The sequence below is a fragment of the Candidatus Aegiribacteria sp. genome (assembly GCA_021108005.1).
Classification (GTDB): Bacteria; Fermentibacterota; Fermentibacteria; order Fermentibacterales; family JCC-6; genus Aegiribacteria.
On record JAIORS010000191.1, the window covers coordinates 64603 to 81403 of the forward strand.

General features: G+C 45.7%; 15 protein-coding genes and 1 pseudogene. 14 read left to right on the forward strand and 2 right to left on the reverse strand.

What is annotated here, in order from left to right:
• Nucleotides 1-5: 5 nt before the first annotated feature.
• Together K8S15_12175 and K8S15_12180 are read right to left on the reverse strand one after the other, a co-directional pair.
• The gene (locus K8S15_12175) at nt 6-437 is read right to left on the reverse strand and encodes a hypothetical protein (GenBank protein MCD4776793.1); all 432 of its coding nucleotides are present in this window, start codon (nt 435-437) and stop codon (nt 6-8) included.
• 25 nt (nt 438-462) lie between these two features.
• Nucleotides 463-1092, reverse strand: coding sequence for a hypothetical protein (locus K8S15_12180; protein ID MCD4776794.1), 630 nt, complete (start codon nt 1090-1092; stop codon nt 463-465).
• A 156-nt stretch (nt 1093-1248) separates the two neighbouring features.
• Between K8S15_12180 and K8S15_12185 the strand changes: the two genes are divergently transcribed.
• The 14 genes and pseudogenes from K8S15_12185 (at nt 1249) to K8S15_12250 (ending at nt 16599) form a co-directional block, all read left to right on the forward strand.
• Nucleotides 1249-2274 carry a hypothetical protein gene (locus K8S15_12185; GenBank protein MCD4776795.1) on the forward strand — a complete coding sequence of 342 codons (1026 nt, stop codon included), beginning with the start codon at nt 1249-1251 and terminating at the stop codon, nt 2272-2274.
• A 344-nt stretch (nt 2275-2618) separates the two neighbouring features.
• Nucleotides 2619-2804, forward strand: coding sequence for a zinc-ribbon domain-containing protein (locus tag K8S15_12190; protein ID MCD4776796.1), 186 nt, complete (start codon nt 2619-2621; stop codon nt 2802-2804).
• A 144-nt stretch (nt 2805-2948) separates the two neighbouring features.
• Nucleotides 2949-3227 (forward strand): annotated as a pseudogene (locus K8S15_12195) (zinc-ribbon domain-containing protein).
• A gap of 35 nt (nt 3228-3262) precedes the next feature.
• On the forward strand, nt 3263-3748 hold the full coding sequence (locus tag K8S15_12200) for a DUF559 domain-containing protein (GenBank protein ID MCD4776797.1): 486 nt from the start codon (nt 3263-3265) through the stop codon (nt 3746-3748).
• A gap of 285 nt (nt 3749-4033) precedes the next feature.
• Nucleotides 4034-4405 (forward strand): winged helix-turn-helix domain-containing protein, encoded by a 372-nt coding sequence (locus tag K8S15_12205; GenBank protein MCD4776798.1) that lies wholly within the window; start codon nt 4034-4036, stop codon nt 4403-4405.
• Complete coding sequence (locus K8S15_12210; GenBank protein ID MCD4776799.1) at nt 4384-4911, forward strand: hypothetical protein; 528 nt, start codon at nt 4384-4386, stop codon at nt 4909-4911. The genes K8S15_12205 and K8S15_12210 overlap by 22 nt, the downstream gene beginning before the upstream one ends.
• 110 nt (nt 4912-5021) lie before the next feature.
• Complete coding sequence (locus K8S15_12215) at nt 5022-6920, forward strand: hypothetical protein (protein MCD4776800.1); 1899 nt, start codon at nt 5022-5024, stop codon at nt 6918-6920.
• Nucleotides 6921-6939: 19 nt separating this feature from the next.
• Complete coding sequence (locus tag K8S15_12220) at nt 6940-7878, forward strand: hypothetical protein (GenBank protein MCD4776801.1); 939 nt, start codon at nt 6940-6942, stop codon at nt 7876-7878.
• 29 nt (nt 7879-7907) lie between these two features.
• Nucleotides 7908-10286 carry an AAA family ATPase gene (locus K8S15_12225; GenBank protein MCD4776802.1) on the forward strand — a complete coding sequence of 793 codons (2379 nt, stop codon included), beginning with the start codon at nt 7908-7910 and terminating at the stop codon, nt 10284-10286.
• A gap of 62 nt (nt 10287-10348) precedes the next feature.
• Nucleotides 10349-11518, forward strand: coding sequence for a polysaccharide pyruvyl transferase family protein (locus K8S15_12230; GenBank protein MCD4776803.1), 1170 nt, complete (start codon nt 10349-10351; stop codon nt 11516-11518).
• Between the two features lie 19 nt (nt 11519-11537).
• On the forward strand, nt 11538-12350 hold the full coding sequence (locus K8S15_12235) for a deoxyribonuclease IV (GenBank protein ID MCD4776804.1): 813 nt from the start codon (nt 11538-11540) through the stop codon (nt 12348-12350).
• A 273-nt stretch (nt 12351-12623) separates the two neighbouring features.
• Nucleotides 12624-13682 carry a metallophosphoesterase gene (locus tag K8S15_12240; protein MCD4776805.1) on the forward strand — a complete coding sequence of 353 codons (1059 nt, stop codon included), beginning with the start codon at nt 12624-12626 and terminating at the stop codon, nt 13680-13682.
• Nucleotides 13682-15811, forward strand: coding sequence for an AAA family ATPase (locus K8S15_12245; GenBank protein ID MCD4776806.1), 2130 nt, complete (start codon nt 13682-13684; stop codon nt 15809-15811). Before K8S15_12240 ends, K8S15_12245 begins: the two co-directional genes overlap by 1 nt.
• A 110-nt stretch (nt 15812-15921) precedes the next feature.
• On the forward strand, nt 15922-16599 hold the full coding sequence (locus K8S15_12250; protein MCD4776807.1) for a hypothetical protein: 678 nt from the start codon (nt 15922-15924) through the stop codon (nt 16597-16599).
• Nucleotides 16600-16801 lie beyond the last annotated feature (202 nt).

Consider the following 16801-nt stretch of genomic DNA (forward strand, 5'->3'; position numbering starts at 1 on the left):
AGGGTTCAGTATCGGATGGAAAAGCTCGAGGATGCCGGGATACTAAAGAGCAAACTCGTCGGCAGGACAAGGCTGTACAGGATTAATCCCCGGTACGTTTTGAAGAATGATGTGATTGCATCCATATCTCCTATAAGCAGGTTTCCATTGGAGTAGAACGCCATGGAAGAGGGCAAATTGAACTCACCCGTTCCGGAGCCCTCCCGCCCAATAGATCTGATGAATTCTCCCTCCGGTGTGTACATGAATGCCATGTGCTTAATCCTGTCCAGAAACATGATATTACCATCGGGTGAATGCGTCATGTAGATAGGCCGTCCGAAAATGTAGTCAGGATCACCGATTTCGACTCTTATCGAATCGGTAATAACGAGTTTGTACTCAATGTCGGGGAGTTCGGGTGGGGATTCGTCAGCTCCGCACCCGATCAGTATCATTAATACAGTTGAGAGTATTCAGTGTTTAATTCCAGTGACCAACCCTCTCAAAGATCAGAGTTTTTCCAACACAGGCCGGGCAAAGGTTGCTATCATTCAGAGAAATCAGCTCCCAGCTCATCGGATTACCCGTCGGGTCTTCGCCTAACAGAACACCTGCAGGAAGCTCATCATCCAGGATAAGTTCTCCCAGAACATCGGGTGATCTCAATGTCCTAACTAATTTCTCGATTCCATGGTAGTTGTTGTTGAGGGTGACCGCGATTTCACTGAAGTTTATCTCACCGGTCTCACGGTAGTTATTATTAATATTAACGGCTATTTCCTCGGCGGTCTCCATTCCGATCCCACGGTAGTTATTATTGATGTTAACGGCAATCTCCTCAACGGTCAGTTCTTCAATCTCACGGTAGTTGTTGTTGAGGGTGACCGCGATATTTTCGGCGACGATCAGGACAATGTCGAATCCTACCAGTTGAAACTCACCGGTTTCAGGATCACGGTATACTTCGGCAACATAACCCGGTGTCATGCCATATCCCGCAAAGAACTCATCGGTCTGGTAGCCGCACTCGTCGCAGATGCCAATAACAATTTCCCCGGCAACAACCGGTATGGCACAAGCCAGCACAAGAAGCATAAGCATCCAGCGCATATATCCCTCCTTAGTATCTGCTTTCCAGTCAGATTTGAGAATACATATCATCAGCCCGTTCTGTCAAGAACAGAGTGAACGCAGACCTACCTCTCAAAGGGCATAGAGAATTATGATCGTTAATCAGTTATTATCCTTCAGTAAGAAAGGAAGCTCATGAAACTCATAACAATCGCTCTTCTCATCCTGTTTTCAGTGTCAGCACATTCGGTCACGATTGACATTCTTTCGGAGTATTCCTGTCCCGTCGAGATGATAACATCTATTCCGGTCCGAATCGATAGCTGCCAGCTTCTGGAATCGGGAGGGTTGAGAATCTCGGCAAGCCAGTCAGTTCTATTTAACGATGTTGAATTTAATTACGATTCCTGGACGATTGTAATCGATTCGGATTGGTGTCCCATGTCATGTGACAGGGCTGCCCTTGATAACAGTTTCGAACTGAGTACTGCCCAACTAGGGGGATCAGGCGAGATGTGGCTGATCGCCTGCGCAGAGCAGGGGGACACACTGTGGACATGCGCTCTCGAGGGAACGGATGAGTTCCATGTTAATCCTTTTGTAACCGAGATCTCTGATGGTAGATACCTGGTAAACAACGATCCCGATTGTCATAGCACCTGTACGGAGATCCAGAGCATATCAGCAGCCGGTGAGATGATATGTCATTATTCGCTGAATACCGATTATCTGCTTGACCTGCCCGAGCCAATCGGTGAGACAGCAGCATATGTCCACTCCCTCCGCATGACATCCAGCGGTGATATTCTTATCGGCGGTGCCGTCCAGCAGTGGTTCACCAGCCCGGTGGCTGGATTTGTCTGCCTTCTCGATGGTGATACCGGTAATCCCCTTTGGAGAAATGCAGGTTATTTCCGCGGAATGGCTAGTGTTTACGATGCCGTCGAAACGTCTTCAGGTCATGTAATAGCTGTAGGCACCACTGCGAGAAGCGTCGAATTGGAAGAGACACCTCGCACTATGTGGGGTACAGAGCTGGCGTTCATCGCCGTTCTGGATGCAACTGGAACACTTCAGAAAATGGTTGTGTGCGATCTGGATATTGCCAATTGCTTCTACAGTATCATCGAGACGGATCAATCGGAGTGCGAGTTCCTGATTGTCGGCACCGGTTCTTCATCGTACGAACTTGTATTTCTGAAGGTAATCATTTCTACATAACACGATAACCGATCAGGATGGGAATTCCGACGACCTTTTCGGAAGCTTGAGTTAATTTCTAAATCCCTTTGAGGTTTTCTCTCAGCCTCTGCACGGGATCATCCGATTTCGTTATTGCACTTTGGATTCGGACCTCAGATCGAAGATCTGAATGGTGAGTTTATCCTGAGCGAGCGAAGCGAGTCGAAGGGAATCCCGTCGGGCGTTGATTCAATAGTATACACTTCAAATCATAGATTAATTTCAATAGACTTTATTTTCACAACTTGAACGATGCAATTCATTGTAGTGACCCCTTTACAGAAATCAAGCTCTACGCATACTCATGTATGGAAGTAGGCAAGATGAACGCGAAAAAACCACTCTCTGAAACCCATCCGGAAGTAGCTGCACAGTGGCACCCATCAAAAAATGGAAATCTCAAACCTGATGATGTTACTTATGGTATGCGTAAGAATGTCTGGTGGATTTGTGATAATGGACACGAATGGTGTGATACTATTGGACATAGATCTCGCGGAAGAGGTTGACCATTTTGTTCTGGAAGACGTCCAAGTGCTGAATACAATCTAGCATCAATCAATCCAGAAATAGCCAGTGAATGGCATCCAGAGAAAAATGGTTCTGAAAAGCCTGAACACTTCACCCCTGGTAGCAGTAAAAAAGCATGGTGGATTTGTGACAAAGGTCATGAATGGAAAGCTAATATTAGCAGTCGAAATAGGGGAGCAGGCTGTCCATATTGTAGTGGTAATAAGCTCGCATATGAGAATAGTCTTGAAGTTAAATATCCAGATTTATCAAAGCAATGGAATATAGAAAGAAATGGATTACTGAAACCTTCAGAGGTAAGTCCTGGATCTCAGAGAAAAGTATGGTGGATATGCGAGAATGGGCATGAATGGGATGCGTATATCGCTAATAGGGTTAGAGGTGGAGGTTGTCCATTCTGTAATACTCAGTCATCTAAGCTTGAAATACGGGTCTATTGCGAGTTGAAAGCAAGTACTATGGAGAAAAGTACAATGGTTACGAGCTTGATGTATTCCTTGTTAAAGAGAAGATTGGTATCGAAATCGATGGAGGATATTGGCATAAAGACAAAGTATGCCAGGACAGGAAGAAGAATGAAACTCTCAAGACTCAAGGCATAACCGTTGTCAGGCTTAGAGGTGAAGGTTTGAGCAAGCTATCACCATTCGATTCATGTTACAAAAAGAATGAGCGTCACAAAGTAATCATTAATAGGTTATTAGAGGGTATGTTAGAGAACTCTTTACTCAATAAGAATGCAGTTCGAATCATGCAAGAGTACATTACTGAGAATAAGTACAGATCGCTGTCCGAGTATAGACGTATACTGGAATATTTACCTGGACCAATGCCCGAGAAATCCTTGCAATCACAAAGGCCCGATATTGCCTCAGAATGGCATCCAACAAAAAATGAACCCCTTACACCTACTATGTTCTAACAATAGGAAAGTGGATTTTTCGTAATACCATTACCTGCTCCCAAAGCAGTAAATATTTCCCAATAAACCTCCGATGTCCTGCCTGATTAGGTAAATGTGTTTAATTATGGGTCTTTCCTGCTAATGCGGTAGATATCCAGATACCGCAATTGCCGTGCGTAGATCGGGCAAGTTCGTTATTCCAACGCCATTGACGGCTCTAATATAACTAAATAGATTTGTGATATAACCAAATGTATATGTTATATAACTGAAATATTTAGTTCATACAGGAGAAATACCGATATGGAAACATACGATTTTAGTTTTATCTACGCTCTTCTGGGAGAGACTGTGTCCAGAACTCTTTTCTACATTGCAAGGTTCGGTGATTCCTATCCTACGGAGATAGCGAATAACTTCTTAATGAACCAGCAAAGGGTTCAGTATCGGATGGAAAAGCTCGAGGATGCCGGGATACTAAAGAGCAAACTCGTCGGCAGGACAAGGCTGTACAGGATTAATCCCCGGTACGTTTTGAAGAATGAGCTGATGAATTTACTGCAGAAGGCTCTTGAATATCTTCCAGAGGAAGAAATAGAATCATTTTATACGAAGAGGAGAAGGCCACGGACAAAGGGAAAGACACTGAAAAGATATCGAGGGAATGCGGAATAGCTGATCTTGCTGCAATAATATGCCAGCATCTTGCGAATAGAGAAATCCACGCTGTCCTCACGGGTGGTGCTGTAGTATCGATTTACTCGGATGACCGCTATCTTACTGCTGATCTTGATTTCATTACCCTCAGTAGCATGAAACGAGTAAAGGTAGCTCTTGAAGAGCTTGGATTCCATAAAGAGATGGGACGCTATTTCTCACATCCTGATACAGAACTCCTGATAGAATTTCCGCCCGGTCCGCTATCTATCGGTTATTCCCCTGTTTCCAGTACACACAAAATAACAATCGGGAATTCCACACTCAACCTTCTCACACCAACCCAGTGCGTCATGGACAGGCTGGCAGCCTTCTACCACTGGGATGATATACAGTCTCTGGCACAGGCTATACTCGTTGCTACACTTCATGATGTGGACATGGAATACATTGCTGAGTGGTCCATCATAGAAGGAAAAAGTGAACTGTTCAACCACTTCAGAGATAAATTGAATAAACAATAGGAAAGTGGAATTTTCGTAATCCCATTGATATCTTCGATCAAAAAGTATGCGGACCAATACGGCAGAAAACGCCCCTTGCAAAATAGTGAACATTTGTTTACATATATGCCATGGAATATGTCATTACACCTGTTCGAAGCTGGTACTCCTTCAGGTACGGTGTTGAGTCCCCCACGCAGCTTGCTGAAGGAATTGCCAGGTGTGGTTACGCCGGAGGAATTCTTTCGGATGCCGGAGTTGTAACCGGACAGCTGGAATATGCCGCGGCATGCAGGGAAAACGGTATCATCGGGGCTGCGGGAGTTAAGCTGAGGATTAAAGGGATAGAAGTAGTTTTTGCAGCTCTTGAAGGAGGATGGGGGAATCTTTGCGGTCTCATAACCTCTGCAACTGTCCCTGATAGGATCTCGACCGAGGAATCACTGCCCCTGTGTGTGAACATGGCAGCGATTGTCGAAAAACCTTCCGGGGCAGAAATGCTGGAACATGAGATGGGTTTCTCCGGGCAGCTGTTCGTATCTGTTTTCCCCGAATGCATATCCGGCAGAAAGCCAGGCATGGTAGAGCGTGAGATACTTGAACAGGGATATCGTCCGATTGCATCCTGGCCTGTTGTATTTACAACTACCGAAAGCATAAACACACACAGGATTCTTCGCAGAGGATATCTGGCCATAGAGAAAAAGAAAATTGATCCGATGGAATTCTCGGGTAAGAATAATGTATTGCCCGATGTTGATGTGTTCAAAAGGAGTTTCCGCGGTGCTGAGCGTTCATTGATGGGAAACAGGCAGTTGGCGGGAATGATTTCAACGGAACCTGTAAAAGAAGGAGAAGTAAGAACAAGGAATCCAGCGGAGGAGAGGAAGCTGGCTGAAATAGTTAAGAGCAGGCTGGGATCATTGTACAGTGAAAGTCCATCCGCCCTTCGCAGAATGGAAATGGAGTTGAAGATCATATGTGAAAACGGGCTGGCAGACTATTTCCTCCGGTTTTACGATATTATCGAATACTGCAGAAAAAGGGGTATCGCAGCATCGGCAAGAGGTTCAGCCGGGGGCAGTATCATCGCGTACCTTCTTGGCATATCCATAATCTGTCCTATCCGTCACGGATTGTCGTTTTCACGGTTCTTCAACGTTTTCAGATCGAATCCTCCCGACATCGATCTTGATATTGACAGCTCAAGGAGGGATGAAGTTACAAAATGGTTTCTTGAAGAGGCTGGAAGGAACGGAGCTGCCGTTTCACAGATAGTGACCCATCGCTCCAAATCTGCGTTCCGTGTTGCTGCATCGGGTCTGGGTATAAGCAGCAGGGAGATCGACAGCCTTACAAAAATTCTTCGCTACAATAATAGCGCTGCCTGGAGAAGGCCAGCCGCTTCGGAAGCGCTTCGGGACTCGAAACTTATCCGGCATATTCCTTCACACCTGGCTCCCCATCCCTGCGGACTGGTCTGCACGGATGAACCGGTAGATACACTTGTACCTCTCCAACCGAGCCCCTGTGGTTACGACATAACCCAATTCGACAAAGATGGAATAGAGGAGATAGGACTCCTGAAAATGGATCTGCTGGGGCAGAGAGGGCTTACAACAATATCCATTGTATGCTCGATACTTGAACAGGAACCACTGAGTATTTTCCGCAAAGGCGGCAGTATCCCGGGCCCGGCCAGGGAACTCCTTGATACCGGCAGGACAATAGGAGTAGTCCATGTTGAGTCACCCGCGATGAGGGGTCTTCTCAGGGAGATGAAGATACGCACAATGGAAGATGTGGCCAGAGCCCTGGCACTGGTAAGACCCGGAGCGTCCGCGGGGGGTGGAAGAAAGAACTACCTTGACTGCCTTCATTCGGAATCGATTATGAATTCCTCGCTTCCAGAGCTGCGATCGATTTTACGGGAAAATCTCGGAGTGATGCTTTATCAGGAAGACGTATCGAAATCAGCGGAAGTCCTTCTGGGAATCCCTAAGAAGAAAACTCAAAAAAAAGCGGATTGATAAGAAAGAGATCATCTCAATGTGCAGACGCAGGGGAATGATACCTTCGAAATCTGAGGCCGTCTGGAATGTACTCTCAAGTTATGCCGGTTATGGCTTTTGCAGGGCGCATGCATTTACATACGGCGCAGTCTCCTGCGCTGCAGCACTTCTGAAAGCTGAACACCCGGCCCTTTACATGGCATCCGTTATGGCAGCCGGGGGTGGTTTCTACAGAGCAAGAGTATACCTTGAAGAAGCCAGAAGGCTTGGCGTTTCGTTCAAACCTCCCGGTGTTAATACAGGAAAATGGCTTACCTGTGAAAGAAAAGGAATAATAATTCCGGGATTTCATCATCTCAGGGGGATGGGAAGTACTGAATACGAGAAGATGAAAGACGGCAGGCCGTACAGGTACCCGTTTGAGCTGCTCGAGGCAGGCTGCGGAATGTCTTTGTGCAGAAACATGGCTGCGGCGGGTTGTTTTCGGGAAATAGGTTTTGCACCACCGGTTGCACTCATGCAGCTGGAGGCAGGCAATGGTGGATTTTTTCCAGGTATGCCGCCGGGCGTTCCTGATCTTCCCGACTATTCCATTGAAACAAAAGTCTCCATGGAGCTGGGGCTTCTGAACCTTCCCCTTTCAGCGTCTCCTCTGGAATTAATCGAACGGCCTGACGGAACGATCCCGCTGAAACTTATCGGGTCAATAATCGATATCAGGATATGGGGAAGATTTGTTACAGGAAGAAGACTTGCCGCTGGCGCAGGTTTCCTTATGCTTGAGGACAATACGGGAGTGGCAGACGTATTTCTGCCCTCACCACTCTTCGGGAGGGCTGAATCTATTCTTGTCCGTTCTGAAGCTACCATTATAGTAAGGGGTAAGGTGGAACGGGGAAACAGGATTCGGGGACTTTCAGTAGAAGCCGGTCCTCTTTCAACAGCACCTCTGGGGCCTGAACCTCCGGAGAAATAGGATTAAAAACATGCGGGAAGGATATAGAGATGGTTGTCAGCCCACTCAAACCTGAAGAGCTCAAATGGAAATGCCCATCGGAAGCCCTTGATTTCAAAACAACAGCGGACATTATTCCCACCGGAGAAATAGTGGGTCAGGAAAGGGCGATAAGGGCCCTGAAACTTGGCCTTGAAATTCCTTCAATAGGATACAACATATTTGTAACGGGAGTATCTGGAACGGGGCGCGAAACAACTATAAAAAACATCCTGAACAGCATCGATACGACCACCGATGACCTGAGAGATATCATGTACGTTCGAAACATGGAGGATCCCAGAAAACCGATAGTCCTGACTTTTCCAGCAGGAGACGGAATCCGGTTCGAAGAGGCTCTGGACGAATGTGTTCAGCTTCTGAAAAGTAACATCCCCACGGTTCTAAGCAGCGAAAAGGCCGAGATGGAAAACAGGGCGACACGGGTAGCGTACGATGACAGGAAGAAAGCCTTTATGGATACCGTAAAAAAAGAGGCTTCGAAAGCTGGTTTCTCCATAGTCAACATACCCGTTGCACCGGGGCAATTCAGACCTGATATACTTCCCGTGATAAACGATGAACCGGTCTCTTTCGATACCCTCAAGGAAATGAAGGAGGCGGGCAAGCTCTCGCAGGAGGATCTGCAGAAATACACTGAATTACATGAGGAACTTTTTAAAAAACTCACAGGTGCATTCAGAAAAACCCGTGATTTGGAAATAGAGATCCAGGCAAAGCTTGAAAGAATGTCCCGCAGGCTTGTGAAACCTACAATATTGGGAATTGTTTCCATATTGAAGGAAATTGGTGGAAAGAAGGCAGATGAATGGGCGGACTCGATAGTAGAGATCATTCTGGAAAATCTCAGCGATTTTGCGGGCAGTTCTGAAGACAAAGATCCGTACGTTCTGTTCACACCGAACCTTATTCTGGACAATGCGGGAAAGACCAATCGTCCGATAATAATCGAGGAGTTTCCGGATTCCGTAAGTCTTTTCGGGAACATCGATCGTGTAATAGTTGAGGGGAAGCCCTACAGTGATCACTTGATGATCAGACCTGGCGCTATACAGAAGGCTGACGGAGGCTACCTTATTATGAATGCTCTGGATCTGGTCAGAATACCGGAACTATGGCAAAGGCTCATTCAGACTCTCAGGAACCAGACAACCGTTATACGAAGTCATGACCCCCTGGGTATGTACCCGGTTCATCTTCATCCCGAGCCTATTGATACCAATACAAAGGTTATTTTAATAGGATCTTCGAAACTTTTCTATCTTCTTGCTTCTTACGAACCAGAGTTCGGCCTTCTCTTCAGAATAAGGGCCGCTTTTGATTTTACAATGGAATCCAGTAATAAGAATATTCTCAATTTCGTCAATGTAGTGGCAGGGATCATCAAGGCTGAAGACCTGCTCCCCATGAATACTGAAGCTGTTTCCGCGGTAGTTGAGGAAAGCGTCAGGCTGACCGGTTTAAAAGACAGGCTTTCTCTGGAATTCAACAGAGTTACAGACTATCTTCGTCAAGCAAGCTATTTTGCCAGACTGAAAGGTGACATGATAGTTACCGAAGCCTATGTCAAGGAAGCCATACAGGAGAAGATATATCGTTTGAATCTCGGAGAGACCTATGCCACAAGACGGATAGTTGATGATACGATAATGATCGATACAGAGGGATGGAAAGTTGGACAGGTAAACGGTCTTGCAGTGTATCAGAGTGTTGATTACGATTTTGGCCTGCCAGCCAGAATAACCACCAGGGTTTCTGCCGGCAGAAAAGGGCTGATAAATGTTGAGCGCGAAAGTGATATGTCTGGAACTACTCATACAAAGGGAATGCTGATAATATCAGGTTTCCTGCAGGGTAAATTCGCAAGGGAGTACCCTCTCTCTCTTTCGGCGAGTGTCGTATTCGAACAGAGCTACGGCGGAATAGATGGTGACAGCGCGTCTTCAACGGAACTTTACGTTCTTCTCAGCGCACTCTCGGATCTTCCCATAAGGCAGGATCTGGCTGTTACCGGTTCCGTTAATCAGTTCGGAGAAATACAGGCAATAGGCGGAGTTAACCAGAAGGTGGAAGGTTTCTACCGTGTATGCAAAGGAAAGGGATTAACAGGAACTCAGGGAGTTATGATTCCGAAGTCGAACATGAAAGATCTCCAGCTTCGCGATAACGTAATCGATGCCGTAAGGAAGGGAAAATTCCACATCTATCCTATAGAGATAATAGAAGATGGGGCGGAACTTCTCATGGGAACCACAGCAGGCGAGCGGATGTCGGATGGAATGTATCCCGCGGATTCGATTTACGGCAAGGTTGACCGCAGGCTCAGGCAGATGGCTGAAACGCTGAGGAAATTCTCATATCACGATTAGCTGACATCTGGCAATTATAGAAGAATGAATTTCCACCTTGGATAATTCAGTATATTCCCGTCATGAAAAAGATATTCACTTCCTCCTGGGGACAGTTGGAAAAAGGTGGTTCAAATGCAGGCGATGAGGCAATTTTCGCCTCACAGATCCAGGATATCTCCACTCTTGACGATGTTCAGATAGGAGTGATGTCCGCTGTTCCTGCGAAAACGGAAAAGATATACGGGGTTAAGCCATTCGATGTAGCCAGGGGCAAACTCCGGGCGATGACCCACGGAGTGAAGTGGTCCGATGTTGTTATCGTGGGCGGAGGGGAACTGGCTCAGGACAAATCATCTCTTCTGTACACACCTTTCAATCTGCATCCCATCAGACTGGCAAAACGTTTCGGAAAACCGGTTTTCGCGTGGTCGATAGGTATCGGACAGGAGAACGAACTTGCCAGATGGACGCCGGGACAGCTTCGGAAGTGGCTTGGGTACTGCAGCGGAGTTACCGTAAGGGACAGGCCTTCTCTTGAAATACTTCTTGATCTCGGGCTGAATCAGGAAAAAGTCAAACTGTCATCAGATTCCACATTTACCCTTGCCGGCGATTACGCTCTCCCCCACGGTACATCGGAAATTCTTGGCGTGGCTTTACGAAATGTATCCAATAGACAGGGTAACATTCTCCCGCTTGAGATAAGAAGAAAACTCGGCCTTTACAGGGAACCGGACGTATCAGGCATAAGAAGAAAATGGGCAGATCTCCTTGACAGACACATCGAAATCCATGGAGGGGAAATCCGCTTTTTCCCTTTCCATACAGGAAGCCTCTCTAATTCGGACGATTCAGAATGCGAAGCTGTTATGGCCATGATGAAGCACAGTGATCATGCAACTGTAATCATGCCCACCGATATCAGGAGTTTTCTGACAAGGATATCCGAATCACGTGTATTCCTTACCGTCCCTCTTCACGGATCGATACTCTCTGTGGTTACCGGTACCATTCCGATTGCCGTGCCGTACGCCTCAAAGGGTTACAGATTCATGGAGGAGGCAGGTATTGCCAACCTTACCGTTGATTCGTCTTCAGAGAACTGGGACGATGAATTGAGCGTTTTGCTAGATAGAACCTGGGACTCTTCCCGGGATATACTTCAGACACTGGTTGAGAAGAGAAGCGAACTGGCTGAAAAATGCACACTGAATCTCAAACTGTTCAGGCAAACATGTCTGCAGCAATGACCTGCGAATTCCAGCAGAGATGATACCCGGAATCCATGTTTCCGTTCGGGGAGGCCTGGATAGAGCTCTGGACACACTCATCGAACTTAACCTTCCCTGCGGTCAGATATTCACATCAAACCAGCGGCAGTGGAAGGGGCACCACATCACAGAAAAAGAGATCGAGAGGTTCGGCAGCACTTCAATTACAGTTATATCACACACCTCATACCTCATCAATCTCGCCACAACGGACAGTAGAGTTGAGAAACTCTCGATTACTGCCCTTGAAGCCGAGTTGGAAAGAATGCATTCGCTCAGGATAAAATGGGGTGTATTACACCCGGGATCACATCTTGGCACGGGTGATGATAAAGGAATCAGCAAAATATCTTCACTTGTAAAAAAAATCCTTCGCAACTCACCGGAAGATACCGGGATTCTTTATGAGAATACCGCCGGACAGGGAACCACTGTAGGACATTCCTTCTGCCAGCTTGCGCAGCTGCTTGAACTTACCGGATTGGATGATAGAACCGGGATCTGTTTTGACACATGTCACGCCTTTGCGGCAGGCTATGACCTTTCTTCAAAGAAAGCAGTTTCAGAAACAATGACGAGTTTCGATGAAAAGGTGGGCATCGACAGGATCAGAGTTTTTCATCTTAACGATTCAAAGGGGGCTTGCGGGAGCCACAGGGATCGTCATGCGGATATCGGAGAAGGTCTGATAGGCCTGGAATCCCTCCGGAGCCTTGCGTCAATGCCGGAATTCAAAGAAATTCCCGGAATTTCTGAAACGCCTGGTTCGGACAAAGACAGGGCTGAAGGCATAAAGCTAATAATTCTGTGAAAACAGAGTTACTATATATTTTAATTAGCAATATCGGATCATAAGAGCATTAATGCGCTTATACATCTCGAAATAGTCAGTATATTGACGCATATCATTATACAAAATGATAATATTTAAACGCTTGTCTAGTGCATATTACTATTATTAATAATATCATAATATAATTAACAGTTATTTCTGGAAAGCATCATGCTTACTATTTGAATATAGTTGTACTGTTATTCTGAAACAGATTCTTCGTATCGATGATTCGGGAGGAACAGGTTAAGTGTGCCTGAAATGAAAATAGCGGTAACAGCGGATATTCACCTTTCGGGTGGTGAAGAACATATTGAGCGGTACAATGCCCTGAACAGTATCCTTAACGACCTTACAGAAAAGAAGATCAATACTCTTGTAGTAGCTGGCGATCTTTTCGATAAGGATTGTGCCAGCTATTCGCGTTTTGAAAAGATCTGTATGAATTACCCGAAGATCAGCATTCATGTAATTCCGGGCAATCACGATCCCGATATTTCGCAGAGCGTTATCGTTGGTGAGAACATCAGAATATACGATTCGCCTGTACTGGAAGAATTTGCCGGGCTGAATATTGTCTTCATACCCTATTCAGCAACATCCGGAATGGGTGAATGTCTTGAGAATATCAGTATGGAAAAACGCTGGGTTCTTGTTGGTCACGGTGATTATTTCGGCGGATTGAAACAGCGCAATCCCTACGAAAAGGGCACCTATATGCCACTTTACAGGAAAGATATTGAAAAGTATTCCCCATGGAAAGTCTTCCTGGGACATATTCATAAACCCATGAATACAGACAGTATATATTACCCTGGTTCTCCCTGCGGAATTGACATCAACGAAACAGGAAGAAGAAGATATCTGGTCTTCAGTACCGAAACCGGGCGTGTTACCTCTGAAACAGTTCAAACGGACCTGATATTCTTCAACGAAAAATTCCTGATAATTCCCCATGAAAACGAAATTGAAAGGCTAAGGAATGACGCGGAGAACGTGATTGCAGCCTGGAGACTGAGCGCAGAAGACAGAAAAAAAGCTAGAATCAGAATTAAAGCGACCGGATATACAGCTGACAGAGAAGCCATAATGGCTTGTCTGAAGACAGTATTCAAACCGTACAGCTTCGTACAGGATGAAGAACCGGACATTTCTTCACTACAAATCGTCAGGGACAACCGCAGAAACGCGATAGCGAAAAGGGCAATACAACTGATAGAAGAGATGGACTGGAAGTTCGGCGGAAATGAGCCTGATAAGGAAAAGGTCATCGAAAACGTTCTTTCGGTTGTATATGGAGGAGGCGGATAATGGGAATTCGGATAGAAAGAATATCCATTAACCGCGGAGGGCCACTCAGCCAGGATTTCAATTTTGAACCCGGGAGGCTGAATCTTATCTATGGTCGTAACGAAACCGGTAAGACTTACATTGTTGAGGCCATAATCAATCTTCTCTTCAGAACCGGGAGGAATACCCCCTGGATACTGAAAAGAACCAAATCACAGGAACCGACTATCAGAAAGTGGAAACCCCGGGGTAAGATCACGGTTTCAGGCCTTGAGGATGGGACGACCGTTTTTGCTTCCGGAGGCGGAAAACTGGAAGATTTCAGGAATTCAGGCAGAGGTCTTACGGATGAGCTGTCACGGTTGATGGTTATCCGTGCCGGGGATTCAAGGCTATCCGCCTCAGGAGATGGGGTCGGTGATGATATTCTGAGAACCTATCTTTCGGGGAAGGGAATTCTGGACGAGGTTGAGAAGAATATTAAACAGGAAACCGTCAAGAAAGCAATTATCAGTAGCAGTGCGATAGAAGCTGATCAGAAGGGGCTCATTGATGACAGGCTGAAGGCTTTGAAGAAGGTAAAACATCTTGAAGAACTTCAGATCGAGGTCGACGAAAATGCCTCCCTTGCCACAATCAACCACCTTGAGAAGACCAGGCGAAATATTGATGGGCAGCTGAGGGAGCTTGAAGATGCCAGAAAACACAGGGCTTTCAAGCTTAATGAAGAACTGAGAAAATTCGAGCTTGAATTGGAAGGGCTAACCTCCGAAAGTGCTCTTATTGATCTCGGAACGGATATCAGTCTTTTTAGAGCCAAGCTGAAGAATCTAAACAAAATTGAGGACAAGCTTGATAATTCTGGAGATGAGGAAGACAACTTCAACTGGGTTAAAAAAGCCAGGGAAGAATACTTCTCTTATCCTGAAATTCCCAAGAAAGAATCTTCCATGAACAGTATCTGTCTTCTCCTGCTTTATCTTTTCATTCCGACTACAGTTGCAGCAGGATTTTTCAGCAAACCCCTGATGATATTTTCAGCGATTGGAGCTTTGGTCTGCCTGTTCATTCGCAACAGGAATAAAATTGAATCGATTCCTCCATTAACCGAATTACATCAGTCAAAACTGGAGGATGAATTCAAAAGAAGATTTCAGAGTGAACTGACAGATTCCGCTGTACTGCAGGTGAAGTGCCAGAAACTTGAAACGGAGCATATTCAGTTTGAGAATCTAAGAGATAATAGCAAACAGCTCAAGCTGGATATTGAAACGAAGAGAGAGAGCATTCAGTCCCAGTTTCATGTCATAACAGGGGAAGAAATTTCAGCTGAAGACTGGGATTCCAGAATAGAAGATATCAGGAATACCAGGAAGGAAATCCAGGAAGCCATCCTTTCGCTGAGCGGGGTTCTATCTTCCCTTAACATTTCTTCCGATTCCTATCTGTCAGAACCTGCTCTCGTCGAATGGGATCAGAAGCGATATTTGATCCTGGGGGATGAACTTGAATCTGTATCTAAAGACCTGGAGTTGGAAAAGCACAATATTGAAACACTGAAAACAAAAATTTCGGTTGCTACAGGGCTCAGTTCACAGGATATCAGGCAGCTGCTTACTGCTCTGGAGGATAGGATAGAAACTGCCGAAAACGCATACAAGGATTTTACCGCAAGAATACTGGCAGAAAATGCGGTTTACAAAACTATATGTGAATACCGCTCCCTTGAAAATGCAAGTCTGGAAGAAGCACTTGAATCCGTGGAAGTGGTTTCTCCTCTGTACCAGGTAACCGGGCACTACACCGGATTGAAAATGGACAGCGATGGATATCTCATTCTCACAACTGCGGAGGGGGAGGAATTTCCCCTTGAGCAGTTGAGTACAGGTGCGGCTGAACAGGTTTACGTAGCCCTCAGGACAGCATTCGCTGAACTCTCTATGGGTGAGACAGCATTCCTTATTCTTGATGACGCATTCCAGCATTCCGACTGGGATCGTAGAAAATACCTTGTCGATCATGTTATAGGATTGGTTAATAACGGCTGGCAGGTTTTCTATTTCACAATGGATGATCACTTACAGAAGCTTTTTGATAAATCAGGGAGGGAATTCATTCAGGCCGAGTACAAAAGCATCAGCTTGATATGAAAGAAGGCTCGGAATTCAAACTGTCTGAAGTATTGATGGTAATTGTTGTATAGCGTATAATTCCTTTTAGTTCTTGAGACAATTTCAATCCATTCAGTTAGGAGAATATTATGAATAAGCAGCTCTTTTCACTCGGTTTCTTCCTGTTCCTGATCCTTCCCGCCGCAGGTCTTTTAAATAACATGCAGGCTATGGATGTTGTCGATGGGTTTCCCACCGTAATCGATAATTGCGATCCCGCCGGTTCCATTATTCATGGATCTGATGGCAGGACTGTCGACATCGTCGGGGGGACATCTTTTTCCGGCTCATCCACCGGTCGCGCCAAGGGAAATGCCTACCGCGTCGATATGGATATCACTTTAACCGAGGCAGAATTCTGGCTCGACTTCAGTGATTCTCAGATCCTGACCTATTACGTTTTCGTCTGTCCTTCTGAGTTCGGCACATACAGTGAAGTCTACCGGAACTCCGAGATAGTCGTTGGCACCGGAGCCGGCTGGTATTCTTCCGGTACCGTTTCTATCGATCTGAATACGGACAACTATTACATCAATATCGTTTCATGGGACGGCAATATGACCTACTACTACAATACGGGAGATTCACTGAGCACTTCGTTCGGAGCATATGTCCATGGCTATGCTTCCGGATATGACCCTCTACCCGCTAGTTTCGAAAGCACAAATAATGATCAGGCAATATATTGCCAGCGACTGAACACCATTGAAAACACCGCCCTGGATATGACCACATGGGGAGCCATCAAAGCGGTTCACACTGACTGATATCGCGAAAGGTATACTCAACGATCACGAAGCCTGATTATCGGGGACGGTGGCTTATTTATTTTTGAATGTGAAATAATATTACCATATACTCATTCATTCATACATATTATTTGCTATTCTTGAATAAAAAGCCTCCGTCCCTATTTATTCATCTGTAATTCTCCATGTGATTCGCTGAATATGCTTCAATAACTATGAA